At 64.4% G+C, this 21,982-nt stretch carries 20 protein-coding genes and 1 tRNA gene; 11 read left to right on the forward strand and 10 right to left on the reverse strand.

Translation table 11 applies throughout. From position 1 onward, the window contains the following. Positions 1-49 precede the first annotated feature (49 nt). The 4 genes from ugpC to M727_RS0116840 all read right to left on the reverse strand — a co-directional run bounded on the left by ugpC (position 50) and on the right by M727_RS0116840 (position 4,345). Positions 50-1,159, reverse strand: a complete 1,110-nt coding sequence (gene ugpC, locus M727_RS0116825; RefSeq protein WP_027153650.1) for a sn-glycerol-3-phosphate ABC transporter ATP-binding protein UgpC — start codon at positions 1,157-1,159, stop codon at positions 50-52. A gap of 7 nt (positions 1,160-1,166) precedes the next feature. Beyond that, positions 1,167-2,018 (reverse strand): carbohydrate ABC transporter permease, encoded by an 852-nt coding sequence (locus M727_RS0116830; protein WP_036262495.1) that lies wholly within the window; start codon positions 2,016-2,018, stop codon positions 1,167-1,169. Further along, on the reverse strand, positions 2,015-2,875 hold the full coding sequence (locus M727_RS0116835; RefSeq protein ID WP_023802709.1) for a sugar ABC transporter permease: 861 nt from the start codon (positions 2,873-2,875) through the stop codon (positions 2,015-2,017). Before M727_RS0116835 ends, M727_RS0116830 begins: the two co-directional genes overlap by 4 nt. Before the next feature lie 198 nt (positions 2,876-3,073). Continuing rightward, a complete protein-coding gene (locus tag M727_RS0116840) occupies positions 3,074-4,345 on the reverse strand; it encodes an ABC transporter substrate-binding protein (protein ID WP_027153652.1) in 1,272 nt (423 codons plus the stop codon). A 106-nt stretch (positions 4,346-4,451) separates the two neighbouring features. Between M727_RS0116840 and M727_RS0116845 the strand changes: the two genes are divergently transcribed. From M727_RS0116845 to M727_RS0116855, 3 genes are all read left to right on the forward strand, one after another. Continuing rightward, entirely contained in the window at positions 4,452-5,321 is an 870-nt protein-coding gene (locus M727_RS0116845; RefSeq protein WP_027153653.1) for a helix-turn-helix domain-containing protein, read from the forward strand. Between the two features lie 106 nt (positions 5,322-5,427). After that, entirely contained in the window at positions 5,428-5,727 is a 300-nt protein-coding gene (locus tag M727_RS0116850; protein WP_027153654.1) for a DUF1778 domain-containing protein, read from the forward strand. Beyond that, positions 5,724-6,236 carry a GNAT family N-acetyltransferase gene (locus tag M727_RS0116855; RefSeq protein WP_027153655.1) on the forward strand — a complete coding sequence of 171 codons (513 nt, stop codon included), beginning with the start codon at positions 5,724-5,726 and terminating at the stop codon, positions 6,234-6,236. The genes M727_RS0116850 and M727_RS0116855 overlap by 4 nt, the downstream gene beginning before the upstream one ends. 391 nt (positions 6,237-6,627) lie before the next feature. Here the strand turns inward: M727_RS0116855 and M727_RS0116865 are convergent. Continuing rightward, positions 6,628-6,702, reverse strand: a tRNA-Gly gene (locus M727_RS0116865). A gap of 249 nt (positions 6,703-6,951) precedes the next feature. On the opposite strand from M727_RS0116865, the gene M727_RS0116870 reads away from it, so the two are divergent. From M727_RS0116870 to M727_RS0116885, 4 genes are all read left to right on the forward strand, one after another. After that, on the forward strand, positions 6,952-7,449 hold the full coding sequence (locus M727_RS0116870) for a prolyl-tRNA synthetase associated domain-containing protein (protein WP_027153656.1): 498 nt from the start codon (positions 6,952-6,954) through the stop codon (positions 7,447-7,449). A 92-nt stretch (positions 7,450-7,541) separates the two neighbouring features. Further along, positions 7,542-8,540 (forward strand): thioredoxin, encoded by a 999-nt coding sequence (gene trxA, locus M727_RS0116875; protein WP_027153657.1) that lies wholly within the window; start codon positions 7,542-7,544, stop codon positions 8,538-8,540. Positions 8,541-8,705: 165 nt separating this feature from the next. After that, entirely contained in the window at positions 8,706-9,377 is a 672-nt protein-coding gene (locus M727_RS0116880) for an LON peptidase substrate-binding domain-containing protein (protein ID WP_027153658.1), read from the forward strand. An 85-nt stretch (positions 9,378-9,462) separates the two neighbouring features. Then, positions 9,463-9,702: a Trm112 family protein gene (locus tag M727_RS0116885; RefSeq protein ID WP_027153659.1), complete on the forward strand. Its 240-nt coding sequence runs from the start codon at positions 9,463-9,465 to the stop codon at positions 9,700-9,702. A gap of 47 nt (positions 9,703-9,749) precedes the next feature. Here M727_RS0116885 and M727_RS0116890 read toward each other — a convergent pair whose 3' ends face one another. The 3 genes from M727_RS0116890 to M727_RS43070 are packed head-to-tail and all read right to left on the reverse strand — an operon-like array spanning position 9,750 to position 15,515. After that, positions 9,750-13,025 carry an error-prone DNA polymerase gene (locus tag M727_RS0116890; RefSeq protein WP_027153660.1) on the reverse strand — a complete coding sequence of 1,092 codons (3,276 nt, stop codon included), beginning with the start codon at positions 13,023-13,025 and terminating at the stop codon, positions 9,750-9,752. Beyond that, the gene (locus M727_RS0116895; RefSeq protein WP_036262497.1) at positions 13,022-14,491 is read right to left on the reverse strand and encodes a DUF6504 family protein; all 1,470 of its coding nucleotides are present in this window, start codon (positions 14,489-14,491) and stop codon (positions 13,022-13,024) included. The genes M727_RS0116890 and M727_RS0116895 overlap by 4 nt, the downstream gene beginning before the upstream one ends. Then, a complete protein-coding gene (locus tag M727_RS43070) occupies positions 14,433-15,515 on the reverse strand; it encodes a hypothetical protein (RefSeq protein ID WP_027153662.1) in 1,083 nt (360 codons plus the stop codon). Before M727_RS43070 ends, M727_RS0116895 begins: the two co-directional genes overlap by 59 nt. A 173-nt stretch (positions 15,516-15,688) precedes the next feature. On the opposite strand from M727_RS43070, the gene M727_RS0116905 reads away from it, so the two are divergent. Then, complete coding sequence (locus M727_RS0116905; RefSeq protein WP_023802719.1) at positions 15,689-16,111, forward strand: metallopeptidase family protein; 423 nt, start codon at positions 15,689-15,691, stop codon at positions 16,109-16,111. A 346-nt stretch (positions 16,112-16,457) separates the two neighbouring features. On the opposite strand, the gene M727_RS0116910 is transcribed toward M727_RS0116905, so the two are convergent. Next, positions 16,458-16,664: a DUF1737 domain-containing protein gene (locus M727_RS0116910; protein ID WP_027153663.1), complete on the reverse strand. Its 207-nt coding sequence runs from the start codon at positions 16,662-16,664 to the stop codon at positions 16,458-16,460. Between the two features lie 25 nt (positions 16,665-16,689). Next, positions 16,690-17,574 carry a CoA ester lyase gene (locus M727_RS0116915; RefSeq protein WP_027153664.1) on the reverse strand — a complete coding sequence of 295 codons (885 nt, stop codon included), beginning with the start codon at positions 17,572-17,574 and terminating at the stop codon, positions 16,690-16,692. A gap of 558 nt (positions 17,575-18,132) precedes the next feature. Between M727_RS0116915 and M727_RS0116920 the strand changes: the two genes are divergently transcribed. Genes M727_RS0116920 through M727_RS0116930 form a run of 3 tightly spaced genes read left to right on the forward strand, consistent with a single transcriptional unit; the run spans position 18,133 to position 21,938 of the window. Beyond that, positions 18,133-19,686 carry a DUF4173 domain-containing protein gene (locus tag M727_RS0116920; protein ID WP_027153665.1) on the forward strand — a complete coding sequence of 518 codons (1,554 nt, stop codon included), beginning with the start codon at positions 18,133-18,135 and terminating at the stop codon, positions 19,684-19,686. Positions 19,687-19,689: 3 nt separating this feature from the next. Beyond that, positions 19,690-20,385, forward strand: a complete 696-nt coding sequence (locus M727_RS0116925; RefSeq protein WP_027153666.1) for a response regulator transcription factor — start codon at positions 19,690-19,692, stop codon at positions 20,383-20,385. 59 nt (positions 20,386-20,444) lie between these two features. Beyond that, positions 20,445-21,938: an ATP-binding protein gene (locus M727_RS0116930; protein WP_198032652.1), complete on the forward strand. Its 1,494-nt coding sequence runs from the start codon at positions 20,445-20,447 to the stop codon at positions 21,936-21,938. Positions 21,939-21,982: the final 44 nt, after the last annotated feature.

Raw genomic sequence — 21,982 nt, forward strand, 5'->3', positions numbered from 1 at the left:
AAAACCGCTGCGCACTCTCGGTTCCCGCCCGAGGGCATGCTTTTGGGCACTAGCGAATGCGAGCACCTGACTTGTCGAAGAGAAGCGACCGGCCGGCCTTGATCGACACCGCCATGTGATCGCCAGTCGCCCGCTGCCGCGACGCCTCGCGCTCGATGATCAGTTCCTCTGGTCCGGCATTGGCCCCCGGGGCGGCCCCGGCACTGGCATAGACGTAGCTCACCGATCCGAGGTGCTCGGCGACATCGGCCTTGACGGCGATGTCGCAATCGCCTTCGCCTGCCTCGAAGAAATGCTCCGGCCGCACACCGAGTACGACCTCGGCGCCGACCGCAGGCGGGGCGCCCGACAGCGGTTTCCGCAGCCGAGCGCCGCCATGGTTGGCGAGTTCGATGACCGTCGCATTGTCGTCGTTGCCGACCACTTGTGCTGCCAGAAAATTCATCTTCGGCGAACCGACGAAACCGGCGACAAAGCGGTTGGCCGGGTCGTCATAGAGATCGAGCGGCGCGCCGATCTGCTCGATATTGCCGGCGTTGAGCACAACGATCCTGTCGGCCAGCGTCATTGCTTCGGTCTGGTCGTGCGTCACATAGATCATGGTGACGCCGAGCTCCTTGTGCAGGCGCGAGATCTCGACCCGCATCTGCACCCTGAGCTCGGCGTCGAGATTGCTGAGCGGCTCGTCGAACAGGAACACTTGCGGCTCGCGCACGATGGCGCGGCCGATGGCGACGCGCTGGCGCTGGCCGCCCGACAATTGCCGCGGGCGACGCTTCATCAGCTCGGCGATGCGCAGGATCTCGGCGGCCCGTTTCACCCGCCGCTCGGTGTCGGCTTTCGGGTTGCCGTTCATCCTCAGCCCAAAGCTCAGATTCTGCTCGACGCTCATATGCGGATAGAGCGCGTAGGACTGGAACACCATGGCGATGCCGCGGTCGGCCGGCTCGACATCGTTCACCACCTTGCCGCCGATGGCGATCTCGCCGCCGCTGATGTCCTCGAGCCCGGCGATCATCCTGAGCAGCGTGGACTTGCCGCAGCCGGAGGGGCCGACGAAGACGACGAATTCGCCGTCGTCGACGTCGATGTTCGCGCCGTGAACGATCTCGAAGACGCCGAAGCGCTTGACGACATTTTTGAGTGTGACCGCTGCCATGCTGATCCTATTTGATGGCGCCGGCGGCAATGCCGGCGACGAAATGGCGCTGCAAGAGCACGAACACGACGAGCATCGGCACGGTGAGCATCACGGCGCCCGCCATGATGCCGCCCCACGACACTTTGGTGAGGCCGATCAGCGTGCCGAGCGCCACCGGCGCCGTCATCGCGCCGGGCTTGGAATTGATCAGCAGCGGCCAGAGATAATTGTTCCAGGAGGCAAGGAACAGGATGATGGCGAGCGCCGCCAGCATCGGCCGCGCCAGCGGCAGCGCGACGAACAGGAAGATCCGCCATTCCTTGACCCCCTCGACGCGTGCGGCGTCGAACAGATCGCCCGGCATCATCGAGAAGCTCTGCCGCATGAACAGCACGCCGAGCGAATTGAACAGCGGCGGCACGATCAGCGCCACCCAGGTGTTGGCGAGCTTGAAGTCGCGCGCCACCATGATGAATTGCGGGATCAGCACGACAGCATAGGGAAGCGTGATGGTGCCGAGGATGATCGCGACGACGACGCCCTTGCCGAAGAACTGGTAGCGCGCCAGCGCCCAGCCGGCCATCGAGGTGAGCAGCACCGACAGGAACGTATAGGTCACCGCCACCGAGACCGAGATGCCGATGGCGCCGATGAAATTGGTGTCGCGCTGCAGGTTGTTGACGTTGTCGAGGAAGCTGCCGTGCGGCAAAAGCTCGATGCTGGGGCTGAAAATGCCCCTGTCGGGCATGGTCGAGAAGATCACCATCATCCACAGCGGAAACAGCCAGATCAGCGCCAGCGGCGTCAGGAAGAGATGCAGCGCGATGCTGCGCCCCAATCTTGAGGAGGAACGGCTCGAAGCGGAACGTGAGCTCATTTCGGCTCCCTCGTCAGCCACAGTTGCACCAGCGAGATGGCGATCGCCAGCCCGGCCATGGTGTAGGCAATGGCCGAGGCGTAGCCGAAATTGAGCGACCTGAAACCCTGGCGGTAAAGCAGCAGCCCGAGCGTTTCGGTGCCGCCGCCCGGCCCGCCGCGCTCGGTGATCAGGAACGGTTCGGTAAACAGCTGCATGGTGCCGATGATCGACAGCACGGCGCAGAAGACAATGATCGGCTTGAGCAGCGGCAGGGTGATGTAGAAGAACTGCTTGAGCTTGCTGACGCGGTCCAGCGTCGCCGCCTCATAGACATCCTGGGGGATGGACTGCAGACCGGCGAGCAGGATGATGGCGTTGTAGCCGGCCCAGCGCCAGGTCACCGCGATCATGATCACCGCCATTGCCGGGGTGACGTTGGAAAACCAGTCGATACGCGGCAGGCCGACGCTGTTCAGCAGCTTGTTGATGATGCCGTAGTCGAGATTGAACATCAGCCGGAACACCGCCGAATAGGCGACTTCGCCCACCACGACCGGGGCGAAGAAGGCGAAGCGGAACAGGCCACGGGCCTTGAGCAGCGGCGAATTGAGCAGCACCGCCATGACGATCGCCAAAGTGATCATCACCGGCACCTGGATGACGAGGATGAGCAGCGTGTTCTTCAATGCGTTGAAGAAGGCCGGGTCGCCGATCAGCCGGCCCCAGTTGAAGGTCGGCGCGAACCGCCACGGCACGGTGCGCGTCGCCTGGAAGGAGATCAGGAAAGAGTTGATGATCGGCCACAGCCAGAAGATCGAGAAGATCAGCAGATAGGGCGCCAGGAAGCGGTACGCCGTGGCGTTCTGATAGCGCATTCTTTCTCCTTCCTGTCTCTAGATTTGCCGGTCTTGTCTTTCCTTCTCCCCTTGTGGGAGAAGGTGGATCGGCGCGCAGCGCCGAGACGGATGAGGGGTGTTGGACGGAATGAGACGTTGGTGTTCCCTGGAACATCCCTCATCCGTCGCCTTCGGCGACACCTTCTCCCACAAGGGGAGAAGGGGGAGCCGCGTAGCTCACTCTTCGACCGGCAGGCCGGTCGCCGAGGCGATCTGGCTTGCAGCATCGTCGAGCGCCGCCTTGGCGTCGGGGTAGCCGCCGCCGAGATATTTGGTCTGCACCGCGCGGACGATGATTTCCGCGTCGCTCTGGAACGGCGTGCCGCGGCTGGGGACGACTTTCGGCAAGGTGCCGAGGATGTCCTTCCACACCGCCTGGCCGCCCCAATAGGGCTGGCCTTCGGAGACATAGGGGTCGTCGAGCGCCGAGATCAGCGACGGCACCAGGCCAAAACCCTTCAGCATCGCTATCTGGCCCTCATTGGTCGCGAGCGCGTATTTCAGGTAGGCGTAGGCGGCTTCCTTGTTGTTGGACACCGAGGTGATGGCGAGCGAGGAGCCGCCGAGATTGGCGGCGCGCGGGCCGTCGGCAGTGAGGCTCGGCATCAGGTAGACGCCCCATTTGCCGCTGCCGTCGGGCGACTCGGTGCGTATGGTGCCCTCGTACCAGCCGCCATACATCTGGCTGGCGACCTTGTCGGCGGTGTTGTTGGTGATCTTGGTGCCCCAATCGGCCGAGGAGATGATGCCGGCATCCTTCATCTCCTTGATCTTGGTCATCGACGCCACGCAGCCCGGCTGGTTGACGGTGATCGACTGCCCGTCGGCGGCGAAATAGGCGCAGCCCTGCTCGTTGGCGATCATGCGGAAGAATTCGGAGTCGCCGTTGAAATCGGCGTTGGTCATCGTCACGCCGGGATTGGCCTCCTGGATCTTCTTGCCGGCGGCAATGAAATCGTCCCAGGTCTTGATCGATGCGGGATCGACGCCGGCCTTCTCATAGAAGTCGCGGCGATAGTACATCGCCACCGGGCCGGAATCCCACGGCATCGCATAGGCCTTGTCTTCCACTTCGAGCTCGGTGCGCTTGAAATCGGGGAATTTTGCCTGGTCTTCGGCTGTATAGCCGAGCGTGTGGAGGTCGACGAAGCAGTCCGGGAACTGGCTCCAGTAGTTCTCGGCCTCGCCGTTCTCGATCGTCACGATGTCCGGCAGCCCCTCGCCGCCGGCGGCGCAGCCGGCGATCGACTTGTCGTAGGTCGGCTGGTTGCCGAGATCCTGGACGGTGACCTTGATGTCGGGGAACTGCTTGTTGAAGCCTTCTATGGTGGCCTTCAGCGACGAAGCGGCGACGTTCCAGCTCCAGATCGTGATTTCGCCGGATTGCGCAAAGGCCGGGGCCGAGCCCAGGGCAAGCGCGAACGCGGCGCAGGTCAGTGTGATGCGCATTGAAATCCTCCCATTTCATTTGCTCTCTCTTCGCGAGCATGGCTAGACTAGGCGCTGGCGAAGGCTTGTCCGCGACAAAGGGAATAAAGAATGGGCGGAAAGTAAGATGCCGGAAAGGCCGTTTTACCAGCCCGGCGCCAGCAGCGTGGAGGGTCTGCCGCTGCTGCTGCAGATGTTTCACACCCAGCCCCTGGTGATGCTGAAGCCGCATTGGCATGCCCAGGTCGAGGTGAATTTCATCGTCCGCGGCGCCGTGCACTACCGCATGGATGAGCACGAGATCGCGCTTTCGGCCGGCGACATGTGCCTGTTCTGGGGCGGCCTGCCGCACCAGATGGACGATGCGTCGGACGATGCCGTCTATGCCGGCGCGCATCTGCCGCTGGTGCACTTCTTCCGGCTGCACCTGCCCGCCGACGTCCGCAACCGGCTGATGACCGGCGCGACCTTGGTGACCAATGCCACCGACCGGTCCGACAGCGACAATTTCGAGCGCTGGAACCGCTATGTCCGCTCGGGCGATGCGGGCAAGGCCGAGCACGCCGTCAACGAACTCTTGCTGCGGCTGGAGCGGGTGCGCTTCGAACCTTACCGGCTGGTGCCCGAAACCCCGATCGAGCAGGAAGCAGGCAGCCCCTTCGATCAGCAATCGCTGCGCAATGTCGGGCGCATGTGCGACTTCATCGCCGAGAATTTCCTCTACGACATCGACTGCGTCGACATCGCGGCGGCGGCCGACATCCATCCCAAATACGCCATGAGCGTTTTCAAGAAGTCGACCGGCATGACGCTCAACGAATATGTCAATCTGTTGCGGCTCAGCTACGCGCAGGCGCTGCTGATGCACCAGGACGCCAACGTGCTGCGCGTCGCCATGGACTCCGGCTTCGGCTCGCTCAGCGCCTTCAACAAGTCGTTCCGCAAGCTGGCCGGCATGTCGCCGTCGGATTTTCGCAGAGGCGCGGGCGCCCGATAGTCCATGCACAGGACATGGCCAGGTCGATGCCGGCGCGCTCGAATCAGGAAGCCGATTGTATTGTAATTTGCACTACGGTCAGCTATGTCTATGGCAGGAGATGCACATGGCCACCAATGCTGAACGCAAGGAACACCCCATATCGATGCGCCTGCCGGCGGCCGATATCGCGATGATCGATCGTGCGGCCGGCCTGCGCGGCCGCTCGCGCACGGATTTCGTGCGCGACGCAGCCGTTCGCGCGGCCGAGGATGTGCTGATGGAGAGCCGGCTGATCCGCATGAACTCAGAGGGCTTCGCCGATTTCATGGCGGTCTTGTCCGGGCCGGCGACGCCGGTGGCCGAAATGGTCGAACTGGTGAAGCGTCCCGCACCTTGGGAGCCAGGCCATGTTGCGAAAGATTGACCCTTCTCTCCGCTCCCGAACCGCTGACCGCAGCCCACGATGTTTCCGAGTTCAGTTGTGGAAAGCCGACGCTTGATCATTGGCTCAAGACCCGAGCCCTTTCGAATCAGGAGAAGGGCTTCACCGCCGTGCTGGTCGTTCATGCGGCAGGCCGTGTTGTCGGCTATTACGGCCTTGCGCCGACAGCCGTCATTCCTGACATCGTGCCTCGATCCATTCGCACCGGCCAACCTCCCGATCCCGTGCCCTGCCTGCTGCTCGGCCAGTTGGCCACCGACGCCGGTTGGGCCGGCCGCGGCATCGGAACCGGGCTGGTCAAGCACGCCCTGCAGCGCTGCGTAACGGCTGCGGAGCTCGTCGGCGGCCGCGCGCTCCTGGTCAACGCCATCGATCCCGAGGCCGCCGCGTTCTGGCAGCGGCGTGGCTTCATTCCGTCAAGGGACGACCCGCTCGTGCTGTTCCGCTCGATTGCGGCGATTGCCGCTTCGTTGGCCGATGCGCATAGATGAAGATCGGCCGGAAACGGCCACGGCTAGCCCCAGTTGAGCGCCCCACGCAACAATGCACCACCGGCCCTGAGGCCGGTGGTGCTCTCTGGACCGTCTGTAGGGGCAGGACCGTTCCAGGGGATCCCTTAGGATCGGGCTCGAATGTCGGCTTTTTCTTGGCCCATGGCATCGGCCGAACAGATGAAGGAGCCCGCCAACCGACCAAGACTCTCGATGCTGCGATGCGCCGCGGCGCACACATGATTTGCAATTTTATTCGGCTGCGTCAGCAATTTCGCCGGAGGTGTTGTCCAAGCTCGCCTTCGTCCGCCGGCTGATGCCGTGCGGTCCAAAACGCGAAAAAGCCGCGGCGAACCGCGGCTTTTCGATGCTTGTTTCCCGCTTGGGAAACTGGAGCGGGTGAAGCGATTCGAACGCTCGACCCCAACCTTGGCAAGGTTGTGCTCTACCCCTGAGCTACACCCGCTCGCGCGGCTTTTGGGCCGCAAGCCGAGCCTATATGGCTGAAGGGCGCGGCGATTGCAACAGGGAAATCGCAGGTTTTTTGGGCCGTACCCGGCGACGCAAACGAGGCTTCCCTGACGCGGACAGGAACGCAATCGGCAGCCTTGTTGCGCAACGGTCTTGTCTCGGCGGCGTCATTGGCCGTAAACGGCATGATCCGAACGCGACAACAAGCCAAACCGCAACAACAGAAGGTCCGACAAGAAACGACATGCCGAAAACCGAAGCCGAGCTTTTCGCCTTTCTTGTCGATCTCGGGATCGAGGTCTCGACCCTGCGCCATCCGCCGCTGTTCACGGTCGCCGATTCGCAGGCCCTGCGCGGGGAAATCGCCGGCGGGCACACCAAGAACCTGTTCCTCAAGGACAGGAAGGACAATTTCTTCCTGGTCAGCGTCGATGAGGAGGCGGTGGTCGATCTCAAGCAGATCCACCAAATCATCGGCGCCGCCGGGCGCGTTTCCTTCGGCAAGCCGGAGATGCTGATGGAGCTTCTCGGCGTCGTTCCGGGGGCGGTCACCGTGTTCGGCTTGATCAACGATGCGCAGTTACGGGTCAAGGTCGTTCTCGACCAGGAGTTGATGCGCCATGCCGTCATCAACGCCCATCCGCTGACCAACGAGGCAACGACATCGATCGCCGCCGCCGACCTGGTCAAATTCGTCGAGGCAACCGGGCATGATGCTGTTATCTTGAAAGTCACGGCATGATCGCCACATGGATGACGATATACCGACTTCTGGGTGAGAATTAAGGATGTTGCGCCGGGCTGGCGACCGGGCGGCGACCGAAAGGGCACGAGATGAGCGACAACAATCAATTTGGCGGTCCGTTTGGCAGCAATGCCGGACAGTATGCCACCACTGTGCAGTATGGCGGCACTGACGCCACCCCCGCGAAAGTCGCGCTTGGCGACCCGCCTGTCGCTGCCGACGTCATCAAGGAGACGACGACCGCTACATTTGCCGCCGACGTCATCCAGGAATCGCGCCGTCAGCCGGTGCTGGTCGATTTCTGGGCGCCATGGTGCGGGCCCTGCAAGCAACTGACGCCACTGCTGGAAAAGGCGGTCACCGCCGCCGGCGGCAAGGTCAAGCTGGTCAAGATGAACATCGACGACCATCCTTCGATCGCCGGACAGCTCGGCATCCAGTCGATACCGGCAGTTATCGCATTCAGGGATGGCCAGCCCGTCGACGGCTTCATGGGCGCCATTCCCGAGAGCCAGATCGCCGCGTTCATCCAGAAGGTCGGCGGCAAGGGTAATGGTGCGCCGCAGGTGGCCGAGGCGCTTGCCGCGGCCGCGGAGGCGCGCGCCGCCGGCGATGTGCAGACCGCGGCGGACATTTTCGACGCGATCCTGGAACAGGCGCCGGAGACGATCGAGGCGATTGCCGGGCTGGGCGACCTGCTGTTCGAGGCCGGCGATGCCGAGGGCGCCGAAGCCGTGCTGGCGCGGGCGCCGGAAGCCAAGAAGGATGCGGCATCGCTCGCCGCGGTACGCGCCAAGATGGCGCTTGCCGCGCAGGCGGCAGCACTTGGCAATCCGGCCGAGCTCGAGCGGCGCCTGGCTGAGAACCCCGGGGATCATCAGGCACGTTTCGAGCTTGCCATGATCCAGAACGCCAACGGCGAGCGCATGGCCGCAGCCGACAATCTGCTGGCGATCGTCAAAGCCGATCGCTCGTGGAACGACGACGGCGCCAAGACCCAGTTGCTGCAGTTCTTCGAGGCATGGGGCATGACCGACGAGGCAACGCTGGCGGCGCGGCGCAAATTGTCGTCGCTGCTGTTTTCCTGAGCCCGCACCAAGCTGTTTTTGCCTGATGGCCTTGCGGTCGACAACGGCTGCGCCAGATTAGGAGGCCTGACCGATCCGTTCTTCGCCTGGTGACGATTTTGGGTCAGGTTGCGAAGGGATGGGCGGACTTGATGCGCTTCTTGAGGGAGCGAGCGGAGGTTTGAAGTGCAGGCGGGAAACGCGCATTACCGGCTCGATACGGATTTGCCGCCGACGGTGCCGATCTTCCCGCTTGAAGGCGCCTTGCTGCTGCCGGGCGGCCGCATGCCGCTCAACATTTTCGAGCCGCGCTATCTGGAGATGGTCGATGAGGCGATCGCCGGATCGCGGCTGATCGGCGTCATACAGCCCAGCCTCGACGGCGCGCGGCGTCCCGACGGCGAGCCGGCGCTTTGCAATGTCGGCTGCGCCGGCCGTATCATCGCGCTTTCCGAGAGCGGCGACGGCCGCTACCTGATTTCGCTGCAAGGTGTGTGCCGGTTCCGCATCGTGCAGGAGCTTGCGGTCAAGACGCCCTTCCGCCAGTGCCGGTTTGCGCCGTTTCTCACCGATCTCGACGAAGATCAGGCCGAGGCCGAGATCGACCGGCCGGCGCTGCTCAAGGCCTTTCGCGCCTATCTGCAGGCTAACGATCTTGAAGCCGACTGGGAAAGCGTCAGCCGCGCCGAAAACGCCATGCTGGTCAATGCGCTGTCGATGATGGCGCCCTACGGGCCGGCCGAGAAACAGGCGCTGCTCGAAGCGGCGGACCTGAAGACACGCGCCGAAACGCTGATCGCCATCACCGAGATGGCGCTGGCACGCGAGAACGAGGATTTCGGGTCGAGTTTGCAGTAGAAGGACGCCTCCTTCTCCCCCTGTGGGAGAAGGGAGAGCCGCGCGAGGCCTAGCGCTGTAGCGATTGTACCAAAGGACTGACAAAATGGTGGATGGGCGTGAGGGAAAGAAGGCCAATGTCGACCCCAAGCTGCTGGAATTGCTGGCCTGCCCGCTGACCAAGGGTCCGCTTAGCTGGGATCCGGAGCGCGGCGAGCTCATCTCGAGGGTCGCACGGCTTGCCTATCCGGTGCGTGACGGCATCCCGATCATGCTGCCTTCGGAAGCACGCTCGCTCCCCTTCGACGACGGATTGCCGCCGCCGCGGTTGGGTGGGCCGTCCTGAAGCGTGGTGATCCTTCGCGCCCCCCTCTGTCCTGCCGGACATCTCCCCTATTGAAAATTGCGCCCCTTGGGCATGACCCTTTCTGCCTTCCCCGCGATGTCCTGCCGGTCGTTTTGCACGACAGGGACATCGGGCTTCTCCTCCAGAAGTACGGACAGCCAGGGTGTCAGGTCCTCGACCTTCTCGGCGACGATATGGATGACGTCCGATTCCGACTGCAGTTTGCCGGTGACGCGGATCAGCCGCGCGCCCATGACAATGGGCCGGTAGCGGTTGAAGGTCCTTTCCCAAAAAATGACGTTGGCGACCGCCTGCTCGTCTTCCAGCGTCAGGAAAATCGCTTTGGCGTTGCCCGGCCGCTGCCGCACCAGGACAAGGCCGGCGACCGAAACGCGCTTGCCGTCCCGAACCTGGCCGAGGCGCGCATTGGGGGTGACGCCTGAGCGGTCCAGCCGCTGGCGCAGAAAGGCAAGCGGGTGCGCCTTCAGCGACAGGCCGAGCGAACGGTAGTCGTGGACGACGTGCTCGCCAAGCGGCATTGTCGGCAGCCTGGTCTCGGGCTCGAGATCGCGCAAGCGGATCGCCGGCCGGTCGAACAGCGGCAGGGTCTCCGTGGCACTCCTGCCGTCGAGCGCGCGGACCGCCCACAGGGCGTCGCGGCGGTCGAGGCCGAGCGAACGGAAAGCGTCGGCTTGCGCCAGCTTCTCGATCTCGTCGACATGGAGGCCCGAGCGCAGCCAGACATCGCGAACGGTTGCGTAGCCGTCGCCGCGTCTGGCGACAAACACCTCCATGCGCTCCTTCGACAGGCCCTTGACCTGGCGGAAACCCAGCCGGACGGCATGGCTGGTTCGGATGACGCCGCGCATCTGGGCATGGCGGTCGAGGATGCGGGTTGGATCGAAAGCCACTTCCTCCAGCGCGCAGTCCCAACCGGAAAAATTGACGTCGACCTCGCGGATTTCAACGCCATGGTCGCGCGCGTCGCGGACAAGCTGAGCCGGCTGATAAAACCCCATCGGCTGGGAATTCAGGATCGCGGCGCAGAACACGTCGGGATAGAAGGTCTTGAACCAGCAGGAGGCATAAACCAGCAGGGCGAAGGAGGCGGCATGGCTTTCGGGAAAGCCATATTCGCCAAAACCCTCGATCTGCTTGAAGCAGCGCTCGGCGAAGTCCTTCTCGTAACCCCGCAAAATCATGCCGTCGACCATCTGTTTGCGATAATTGCCGATCGTGCCGGTGCGCTTGAAGGTGGCCATGGCGCGGCGCAGTTCATCGGCCTCGCCCGGCCTGAAGCCGCCGGCGACGATGGCGATCTTCATCGCCTGTTCCTGGAACAGCGGCACGCCCAGCGTCCTGCCGAGTATCTCTTCCAGTTCCGGCTTCGGATATTCGGGCTTTTCCTTGCCTTGCCGGCGGCGCAGATAGGGGTGGACCATGTCGCCCTGGATCGGGCCGGGCCGCACGATCGCCACCTCGATGACGAGGTCATAGAATGTTTTCGGCTTGAGCCGCGGCAGCATCGACATCTGGGCGCGCGATTCGATCTGGAAGACGCCGATCGTATCGGCGCGACAGATCATGTCGTAGACATGTTCGTCCTCGGCAGGGAGGGTGGCCAGCACATAGGGCCGGCCAAAATCATCCCGCGCATCGGGATAATGATCTTCAAGCAGGGTGAAGGCGCGCTGCAGGCAGGTCAGCATGCCGAGCGCCAGCACGTCGACTTTTAGGATTTTCACCGCGTCGAGATCGTCCTTGTCCCACTCGACCATCTTGCGCTCGTCCATCGCCGTCTTGATGATGGGCACGATCTCGTCGAGCCGGTCCCTGGTGATGACGAAGCCGCCGACATGCTGCGACAGATGACGGGGAAAGCCCATGATCTCGTTGGCGCATTCGATCACCTGCCTGGTCGACGGATCGGTCTGATCAAGACCGCCGGCCCTGGTCTCCTTTTCGCCGAGCTCCGAGGTCGACCAGCCCCAGATCGAGCTGGACAGCGCGCTCCTGACATCGTCCGACAGGCCCATCGCCTTGGCCACTTCGCGCATCGCCGAGCGGCCCCGGTAGCTGACGACGGCCGCGGCAAGCGCGGTGCGCCTGGCGCTGTATTTCGAGTAGATATACTGGATGACCTCCTCGCGCTTTTCATGCTCGAAATCGACATCGATGTCGGGCGGCTCGTTTCTTTCCTCGGAAATGAAACGCTCGAAAAGCGAATCGATCCGCTCAGGCCCCACTTCGGTGATGCCGATGCAATAGCAGACCACCGAGTTGGCCGCGGAGCCACGTCCCTGGCAGAGTATGCCCTGGCTGCGGGCGAATTTGACGATGTCGTAGACAGTCAGGAAATAGCGCGCGTAATTCAGGCGCTCGATCAAAGCGAGCTCCTCGCGGATGCGCCTGGTCACATCGGCGGGAACGCCCGAGGGGTAGCGTATCGCGGCTCCCTCCCGAGCCAGCCTTTCCAGTTCGGCCTGGGGCCCGAGGCCCGATTCCGTCGGTTCGTCGGGATAGTTGTATTGGAGGTCACTGAGAGAGAAGCTCAATTCGCCGGCAAAGTGCTGCGTTTGCGCCAGTGCCTGCGGATGCCGCCGGAACAGCCGCGCCATCTCCATTGGCGGCTTCAAATGGCGTTCGGCATTGGCCGCCAGTTCCAGCCCGGCTTCGGCAACAGGCAGGTTGAGGCGGATCGCTGTCAGCACGTCCTGCAACCGGCGCCGTTCGGACGTATGGTAAAGAACGTCGTTGGTCGCCATCAGCGGAATGCCTGATGCCTCGGCCATGGCAGCCGCCTGCTCGATACGGTAGCGGTCGTTGCCGTGATAATCCGGCGAAACGGCAAGCCGCAGGGTCTTGCCGAAACGATCTTTCAGGCGGCTTATCAGCCTGAGATCCTCGGCCGGCGTCGACAGATCCGGCAGGATCGCCAGCGACATGCGATCGCCCCATTCGAAAAGATCGTCGCGATAGAGCAGCGGTGCGCCCTTTTCGCTGTCGTCGCGCATATTGGCCTGCGTCAGCAGGCGGCACAGATGGCCCCAGCCCTTGCGGTCCTGCGGATAGGCGAGAACGTCGGGCGTGCCATCGCAAAAAACCAGGCGGCAGCCGGGATGATAGGAAAGACCTTCCACCTTGGCCTGCTGCCAGGCGCGCACGACGCCAGCCACCGTGTTGCGGTCGGCAAGCCCGATCGACGAAAAGCCCAAAAACTTTGCCGCGACCACCAGCTCCTCCGGTTTCGAAGCGCCGCGCAGGAACGAGAAATTCGACTGGATGCCGAATTCGGCATAGGGGACGACCGCCAGCGCGTTCATGCGAAGACCCCATGCATGAACCAGCGCGGCGCCGCCTGCGAGGCGCCGTAGAGACCCTGGCGATAAAGCCAGTAACGGCGGCCGTCGCTATCCTCGATGCGGAAATAATCCCGGGTCGCTTCCTGCCCCGCTGCCTCCCGCCACCATTCCGGGGCGATGCGTTCCGGCCCTTCGGCGCGCGCCACCCGGTACAGCGCGCGCCGCCAGCGGAAGTTCATCGGCGGTCCCTCAGGCATTTCGGTGGCCGGCACCTCGATCGGCTCGGGCGAGCGGAACAGCCGGATCGGCCGTTCCGGCCGCAAGCCAGGCCTGGTGTCTTGTATCTTGTCCGGCTGCTTTGGCGCAGAGACCCTTTGCGGCGCCTCCGCATAGGGATGCGTGGCGACGGCGCGCTCGGGCAGATGACTCTCGACGGCAACCGGTTTCAAAACCGCGCTTTCGCCGAGCCGGGCGCGGATGCGGTCGGCGAAAAGGGCGATGTCGGCGCCGTCATCGCGCGTCTCGCCGGTCAGATCCGCCTGCTGCATGTCGAAGGCGGCGGCCGACAGCACCGAGAGGCGCACGAGATCGAAGCCATAGCCGGCATCGATGTCCTGTTCGAGCGCGGCAAGTCTTTCGTGAAACAATTTCTGGATCAGCAACGGCTCGCGCAACGGCCGCGAGGTGCCGACGGCGATGCGGCTGACGGCGCCGTCGACGCGGAAAAGCAGCAGCGCCAGCCTTCTTGCGCCCTCGCCGCGGCGCTCGAGGTCCGCCTTCAAAGTCGTCGCCAGCATTTTCACCAGCCGCTCTATCTCGTCGGTCAGCATGATGGGTTCTGCGAGATGGCGTTCGACCGAAAGCGGCGCCACCGGCAGGCGCGGCGACACCGCCTCGTCGAGGCGGCCGAGCGCCTGGTCGAGACGCAAAAGCAGCGATCTGCCGAAGCGGCGGGCGAGCGGCGCGCGCGGTGCTGCCATGACGGCGCCCGCCGTGCGCAGGCCGACGCTTTCCAGGCTGGCGCGGATGTCAGGCTCGATGCGCAGCGCCGCCAGCGGCAAGGGCGCGAGAAGCGCTTCCTCCTCGCCACCGGGGACGATGCGGTCACCAGAAAACCGCGCTGCCGCCCAGGCTGCACCTGGTGTGGCGGCAAGGCCGGCGCGGACATCGAAACCCTGATGGAAAAAGCGCGACAGGATGTCGTCCAGCATCGCCCGTTCGCCGCCGAAAAGATGGGTGCAGCCGGTGACGTCGAGGAACAGGCCATCGGCTGCGTCGATCGCCACCAGCGGGGTGTAGCGGTCGCACCAGTCGGCGAGGCTTTCGAGCAGGCGGCGGTCGGCCTCGGGATCGGCTTCCACGACGTCGATCGACGGATGCATGGCGCGCGCGTCGGCTATGCCCATGCCGCGCTTCAGATGAAGCGCCTCAGCCCGCTCGTCGAGGGCGGCGATGCGCCGCCCGTTCGCCTGGCGATGGCTGATCACCAGCGGCAGGTGATCCGACGGCCGCGAACGCCAGGACTGCCCCAGACGCTGGCGCAGGATCCTTTCCGCGGCGAGATGCGGAAACCACAGGGACAGGATTCGCTGCCGGTTCTTGCCGTCTTTCCCCGGCCCTTCTTTCCTCGAAACTGCGTTCATCGGGGTTCCACTCCAGTGTGAATTGTCCTGGCAAGGCGGTACGGCTCTTGCCGATGCTGACGGTGAAGGCGGGGCGGCCGATCGAGCCGGCGAGCGGCCCGGCGATCGTCTGGCGCGGTGCCGACGGCGCCGCCGACAGGACAAAGCGGACGGGTGCCGCCGTCGGCTCGGGTTCGCCGGCCTGGCGCAGCAGAAACACCGGCCGGCCGGCGCTCTGTGCCCGGGCGTGCAGCCGCCGCGTCGCGGTGAGGTCCAGCCGCTGCGGACTGCCGCGGATTTCGAGAATGACGGCGGCGAGCGCCGTCATCCGGGCGGCCTCCTCGGCGGTCCACAGCGCGTCGACGAGCCTTGGCGCCTCGGAAAACAGCAATTGCTCCGGCTCGATGCCGAAAAGGCGATGAAGCCCCCTGGCATAGGGGAAGCCGGCCTCGCGGAAGATTTCCGCGGTGCCGATCCACAGGACCGGCAGTCGCGGCTCCTGTTTGAGGATCAGGCTGACGAGCGACAGGGCGAAGCCGGCGACGGCTCCGGCATCGCGGGTCGCGGCGCCATGGATCTCGCTCAGCGCCGCCTTCGGCAGGCCGCCGCCGAGCGCGGTGTCGAGACCTTCGGCGCCGGTGCGCAGAAACGCATCGGGCGGCGCCACGGCGAGGCCGCGGCGGACGATTGTCAGATTTTTTAGCGTGATATTTTTGGGCGTGACATCAGCTGTTGGATCCCCGGGCGTGACATCAGCTGTTGGATTCCGGGGCGCATCAACGGGAGCGCCAGCCGGCGCCTGCAGGCGCTCGGGCAGCGTTCCCTCGATCTTCGCGATCTGGCGGCGCAGGGCAAAAACAGTCTCCCGCGCCACGGCGCTTGTCGCCATGACGGTCAGCTTCCACTCACAATTGTTCCTGTTATGTTCCAATAGATTCCAGAGGGCGGCCGAAGAGTCAAGCGGAGTCATGGGGAATTTATTCCTGTCAGCGAAAGGTGGCAACCCGGCCAATTGCCGAGTCCGGCGCGAAAGCCTATATGCCGGGATCAGAAGGACAAAGCATGGCCCGCATCTACAAGACCCGTACCTGGCACGACGAGCTTTCGCCGTCGATGGAGGAAATGGAGTTCCTGGCGCTAGAAGCTTACGCCCATCTGCCGGAGGAGTTTCGCAAGCTGACCGGCGAGATCGTCATCCAGATCGCCGAATTCCCGACCGACGAGATCATGGACGACCTGTCGCTGGAAACGCCTTTCGACCTGCTCGGCCTGTTCGAGGGGCGCGGCATCGCCGAGCGCTGGAATCCGCAGACCGGCGAGGGGCCGAACCGCGTCACGCTCTACCGCCGCGCCATCCTCGACTACTGGGCCGAGAACGAAGAGACGCTGGGCGATATCGTCACCCATGTGCTGATCCACGAGATCGGCCATCATTTCGGCCTGTCGGACGATGATATGGAGCGGATCGAAGAGGCAGCCGAATAGGCTGTGCTGATATTCAGGTGATGCCGGCCGGATCGAAGAGGCGGCGGAGTAAGGGCCTCACGCTTCGTCATCCTAGGCGGAGCAGTCGCGAAGCGACGTCGCGGAGACCCTGGGATCCATGCCGTTACGGTGGTGCAGTGCTCCGGCGGTGCAGAACTGAACAACTCATCATCCGGTTCCGCGTTAACAGGCAATCGGGCGGCCATCCCGATGAATCCTTCTTGTCGCATTAATCCTGATCCGCCGTGCTCTTCGGCAAAAATAACGGCATGGATCCTAGGGTCTCCGCGACGTCGCTTCGCGACTGCTACGCCCTAGGATGACGAGGGACAAGCGTGTCAGCGCCCTACCAATCGCTGAGCTTGGTGCCAGGGCCGTATTCCTGGCCCTCGACATCCTTCACCACGGCCTGGCCGCAGCGCATGGTCTTGGTCTGCTGGTCGTAGGAATAGGTCGGCGAGCCGAACAGGTGCCAGCCCTTGTTCAGCGCCGCCGTCACCTTGTGGCAGAAGCTGGAATCGTCCGGCCCGGACAGAAAGCGGTAGAGTTTCATTTTTCATTCCTGTGGTGCGTTGCAATCATGTCCCGCTGGCGCTGGCGGCCGCCTTCGCCAGCAGTTTCTCGGCCTGCGCCAGATGCAGCCGTTCGAGCATTTTTCCGTTCAGCGCGATGACTTGCCTGCGGGCATTTTCGGCAAGCGCGAAGGCCTCCTTGACCGCACGCGCCTCGGCCACCGCTTCGGCAGATGGCGCAAAGGCGCGGTTTGCGGAATCGATCTGGGCCGGGTGGATCAGCGACTTGCCGTCAAACCCCATGGCGGCTGCTTCCGTGCATTCATGGGCAAGTCCCTTCAGATCGCGAAAATCGTTGAAGACACCGTCGAGCAGGTCGAGGCCGCCGGCGCGCGCGGCGAGCACCATCTGCATCAGCCATGGTGCGAGATAGCGCCGGTCGGGCGTGGCGAGAATGCCGGTGTCCTTGACCAGGTCGTTCGTTCCGGCAACGAAACAGACCAGCCGCGAGGCCGGGTCGCGGCCAAGCTCGGCAATCGGGCCGATGTTGAGCAGCGCCTTGGGCGTTTCGATCATCGCCCACAGCTTCACCGCGTCGGGTGAAAAATTGTCGTCGAGGACGTCGCCGGCTTCCAGGACGTCGCGCGGCGTGTCGACCTTGGGCAGCAGGATGGCGTCGGGCTCGCAGCTTGCCGCCGCCAGCAAGTCCTTGGCGCCCCATTCGCTGGAGAGCGGGTTGATGCGCACGACCATCTCGCAGCGCAGGTTTGCGCGGTGAGCGAAAATATCAGCCAGTTTTTCGCGCGCAAAAACCTTGTCGGCCGGGGCGACGGCATCTTCGAGATCGATGATGACGGCATCGCAGGCCAGCGACGAGATCTTGGCCAGCGCCTTGTCGTTCGAGGCCGGGACGTAGAGCACCGAGCGGCGCGGGCGGCAGGTTTCGGTCATGCCTGATCTATGCCGCCTGGAGGCGATCGAAGCAAGCACACAAGGCAATCGCTTCGGGCAGTCATAGCTTGCATTGGATGCAAGCCAATCGTCGAAGTTGGCGCCGCCCCTCATCGCCCTGCCGGGCACTCTCCGTATAGTGACGGGGAGAAGGGAGCTGGCCGCTCGGCGCCATTCTTGCAACGCTGGTGATTGGCGAAACCGGCGATGAGAGCACCCCTCTCCCCGTCACTATACGGGAGAGGATGCCGGCAGGCAGGTGAGGGGCAGCGCAAGCGCCCGGAAGGGGTGACGGGGCGGATTCAAACCTGAAGCGATTGCCCTGCACAAAAACTGCACGAGATTGCGGAAAATCTCCTCGGACCGGCCTCGCTGCCTGCATTTCGGCCGGCGATAGAGGCGGCATGCAAGAGCGAGAAAAGCCCCGTTGGTCCCTGCCCCTCCGCAATGACGGTTGCTGGCTCGTCGATCCACCGCGACCGCGTTCGGCGGCCCTCCTCCCCTTCATCCGCAAATCTCCGCCCCCGGCCGGATCAAAGCCGCTGAGAAAGCCCGATCATGACATCATTGCCTACCGCCGCGCCGGGCACTTGCGCGCGCTTCGGCGTTGCCGTCCTGCTTGCCGCGCTGGCCGATTTCTTCTTCTATGGGCAGCCGGTCGGCATCACGCTTTTCCTGTTCGGCATGACGCTGGCCGCCGCGGCCGCGGCGCTCCAGCCGTCGGCGCGCAGCGCCGGCCGGGCCTGGTTCAAACCCACTGCCCTGCTTGCCGGGCTGCTGCCGCTTATCGAAAATGTCAGTGCGCTGTCTGTCGCGATTGGGCTGGTGGCGATGGCCGTCTTTGCGCTTTCGCTGGTCGGGCGGCTGCGGCGCGGGTTTGCCCGCATTGCCGGCCAGGTCGCGCTGTTCCTGCTCGCAGCGCCGGTTCGGTTCGTCCACGATTTCGTCCGCCGGCGCAAGGCGGCGCGGCGGCTTGGCCGGCGGCGCATCGGCTTCGCGGCGATCGCCGTCTGGATCATGCCGCTGACCCTGGGCGCAGTGTTTCTGGCGCTGTTCGGCGCCGCCAATCCGGTTATCGAATACTGGCTGTCGCTGATCGATCTCCACGCACTGCTCGACCTCATCCAGCTGCCGCGGCTGGCCTTCTGGCTGGTCGTGCTTGCCGGCGTCTGGGCTTTTCTGCGCCCGCGCCTGCCGCGCTTCTTGCACCGCATTGCGCATCGGGTGACACCTGTGCCTGTCAGCGGGGTGACGACGACGACAAAACCCGCCAACGCGGTCGAGGACATCATCTTCGGCAAGGCCGCCATCCTTCGCGCGCTGGTGGTCTTCAACATCCTGTTCGCGATGCAGACCGCGCTCGACGCCACCTATCTGTGGGGCGGCATCGCCCTGCCCGACGGGCTGACCTACGCCGCCTATGCGCATCGCGGCGCCTATCCGCTGATCGTCACGGCGCTGCTCGCCGCCGGTTTCGTGCTGGCGGCGCTCAGGCCGGGAAGTGCCACTTCCAGCGATCCGCTCATCCGCCGGCTGGTCTATGTCTGGGTGGCGCAGAACATCGTGCTGGTCATCTCGTCGATCCTGCGGCTCGAACTCTATGTCGGCATCTATGCGCTGACCTACTGGCGCGTCGCCGCCTTTGTCTGGATGGGATTGGTCGCGGCGGGCCTCGCCCTGATCATCGCCCGCATCGCGCTCGGAAAATCCAATGAATGGCTGCTTTCCGCCAATCTTCTGACGCTATCGGCGACGCTTTATGCCTGCTCGTTCATCAATTTTGCCGCCCTGATCGCCAACTACAATGTCGAGCACTCATTCGAAATGACCGGCCACGGAACCGAGCTCGATTTCTGGTACCTGCGTTCGCTCGGTCCCAGCGCCCGGCCGGCACTCGATCGCTTCCTCGAGCAGCAGGCCAGGACCAATGCGGCCAGCTTTTCCCCCTACCGCGAACTCGCCCGTTTGCTGGGACAGGACGAGGCCCGCTACCGCGCCCAGGAAAACTGGCGCGCCTGGAGCTTTCGCGACTGGCGGCTCCTTGGCACTCTCGACACGTCTATCCCGTTCGTGGTTCCTCAGGGCTCCGAACCCTTCGTGCCGGGCCGCTGATCGATGCCGCATCACATCCTGATCGCCGACGATGATCCGCACATCCGCGAGATCATCTGTTTCGCGCTTGAAAAGGCCGGCATGAAAACGGTTGCGGTAGCCGACGGCGCCGCCGCCTTGCAGGCGATCGAGCGCCGCGCGCCCGACCTTGTCGTGCTCGACATCGGCATGCCGGAGATGGACGGGCTGGAGGTCTGCCGGCGGCTGCGGCACACATCGGATGTGCCGGTGCTGTTCCTGTCGGCGCGTGATGAAGAAATCGACCGCATCCTCGGGCTCGAAATGGGTGGCGACGACTATGTCACCAAGCCGTTCAGCCCGCGCGAGCTGGTCGCCCGCGTCAACGTCATCCTGCGGCGTGCCCGCCCGGCAAAGGCGGAACAGGCCGACGACAGCCAATTTTTGCACGGCCGTCTGGCTCTGGTGCCGGCCAGCCACGCCGCCAGCTTCGACGGCAGGCCGCTGGTGCTGACCTCGATCGAATTCGCCATCCTGAAGGGGTTTCTGGCGCGCCCGGCGCATGTGCTTGGGCGCGACATGGTGATGGCCAATGCCTATGCCGGCAACATCCATGTCGCCGACCGCACCGTCGACAGCCATATCCGCAACATCCGCGCCAAGCTGGCGGCGGCCGGCTGCACGGATGCGATCGAGACCGTGCATGGCGTCGGCTTCCGGCTCGGCCGGTGCGGCGCGTGACCGCGCATAAATGGCGCCCGCGCCTCGCCACCATCGTTGTCGCCATCCTGATCATGGTGATGGCGCTGCCGCTGGTCGGCCTGTTCTTCTTCAGGCTCTACGAGAACCAGCTGATCCGCCAGACCGAGGCCGAGCTGATCGCGCAAGGTGCCGCCCTTGCCGCCATCCATGCGCAAGAGGTCCGCGCCGCCCGCATCGCGGCTGAAAAGCTCGGCGCGGCCGTGCCTGCCGACAGCGACAATCCGGACTCTCCCTACCGGCCGATCGAGCCGCGTCTCGATCTCGCCTCCGACAGGGTTCTGGCGACCCGACCTGCCGCGACGGCCGCCAGCGTCGATCCCGCCTTCACGGCGATCGGCGCGCGGCTGTCGGGCATTCTTGCCGAGACGCAGAAAACCACGCTTGCCGGCTTCCGGCTGCTCGACCCAAAAGGCGTCGTCATCGCCGGACGCGAGGAGGTCGGCCTGTCGCTCGGCGCCGTCGGCGAGGTTCGCGCAGCACTTGCCGGCCGCTATGCCAGCGCGCTCCGGCAGAGGGTTCCGAACCAGCCTTCACCTTCGCTCTATTCGGTCAGCCGCGGCACGAGAGTCCGCGTCTTCGTCGCAATGCCGGTCGCCGTCGATGGCAAGGTCGCCGGCGTCGTCTATCTGTCGCGGACGCCGAACAACATCGTCAAGCATCTTTATGGCGAGCGCGGCAAGGTGGTGCTGGCGGCGATCGCCATCCTCGGCGGCACGCTGCTCATCGGCCTGATCTTCCTGCGCACCGTCAGCCGGCCGATCTACGCGCTGATGGAGCGCACGAAGCGCATCGCCGCCGGTGATCGCGCAGCGATCAGGCCGCTCGACCATCACGGCACGCGCGAGATGGCAGCGCTGTCCGACGCCTTCCTCGACATGGCCGAAAAGCTGCATGCGCGCTCCGACAGCATCCAGACCTTCGCCACCCATGTCTCGCACGAGCTCAAATCGCCGCTGACGGCGATCCAGGGGGCGGCCGAACTGCTGCGCGATTCAGGTAGCGCGATGGACGAGGCCGAGCGGCGGCGGTTTTCAGACAATATCGTCACCGACGCCGGGCGGCTCAATTTGCTGGTGCGCCGTCTGCTCGACCTGGCGCGCGCCGAAAATCTTGCGCCCAGCGGCGAAAGCACATCGCTCAGTGCGGCCCTGGCGCTGTTGCCGACCGGGGACAGGCCGGCGCTTCGTGTCGAGGCGGGCGAGACCGGCCTGCGCATCTCGGCCGAGAACGCGGCGATCGTGCTGGCCAATCTCATCGACAATTCGGCGCGGCATGGCGCGACGCTGGTTTCGATCATGGCGGCGAGCGCAGGCGGCAAGGCGACGATCCAGGTGAGCGACGACGGCGCCGGCATTTCGCCGAGCAACCGGGCGCGTATTTTCGAGCCATTCTTCACCACACGCCGCGATTGCGGCGGCACCGGCATGGGCCTCGGCATCGTTCTGGCCCTCCTGAAAGCGCATGATGGCACGATCCGCCTGGTTGACTCCGAGCGCGGCACGCGCTTCGAGATTATCTTGCCGGCTGTATGAATTGCAGCATGATCGTTTCAGAAGAACCGGCTTCGGGATCATGC

The sequence above is a fragment of the Mesorhizobium sp. WSM2561 genome (assembly GCF_000513915.1).
Lineage (GTDB): Bacteria > Pseudomonadota > Alphaproteobacteria > Rhizobiales > Rhizobiaceae > Mesorhizobium > Mesorhizobium muleiense.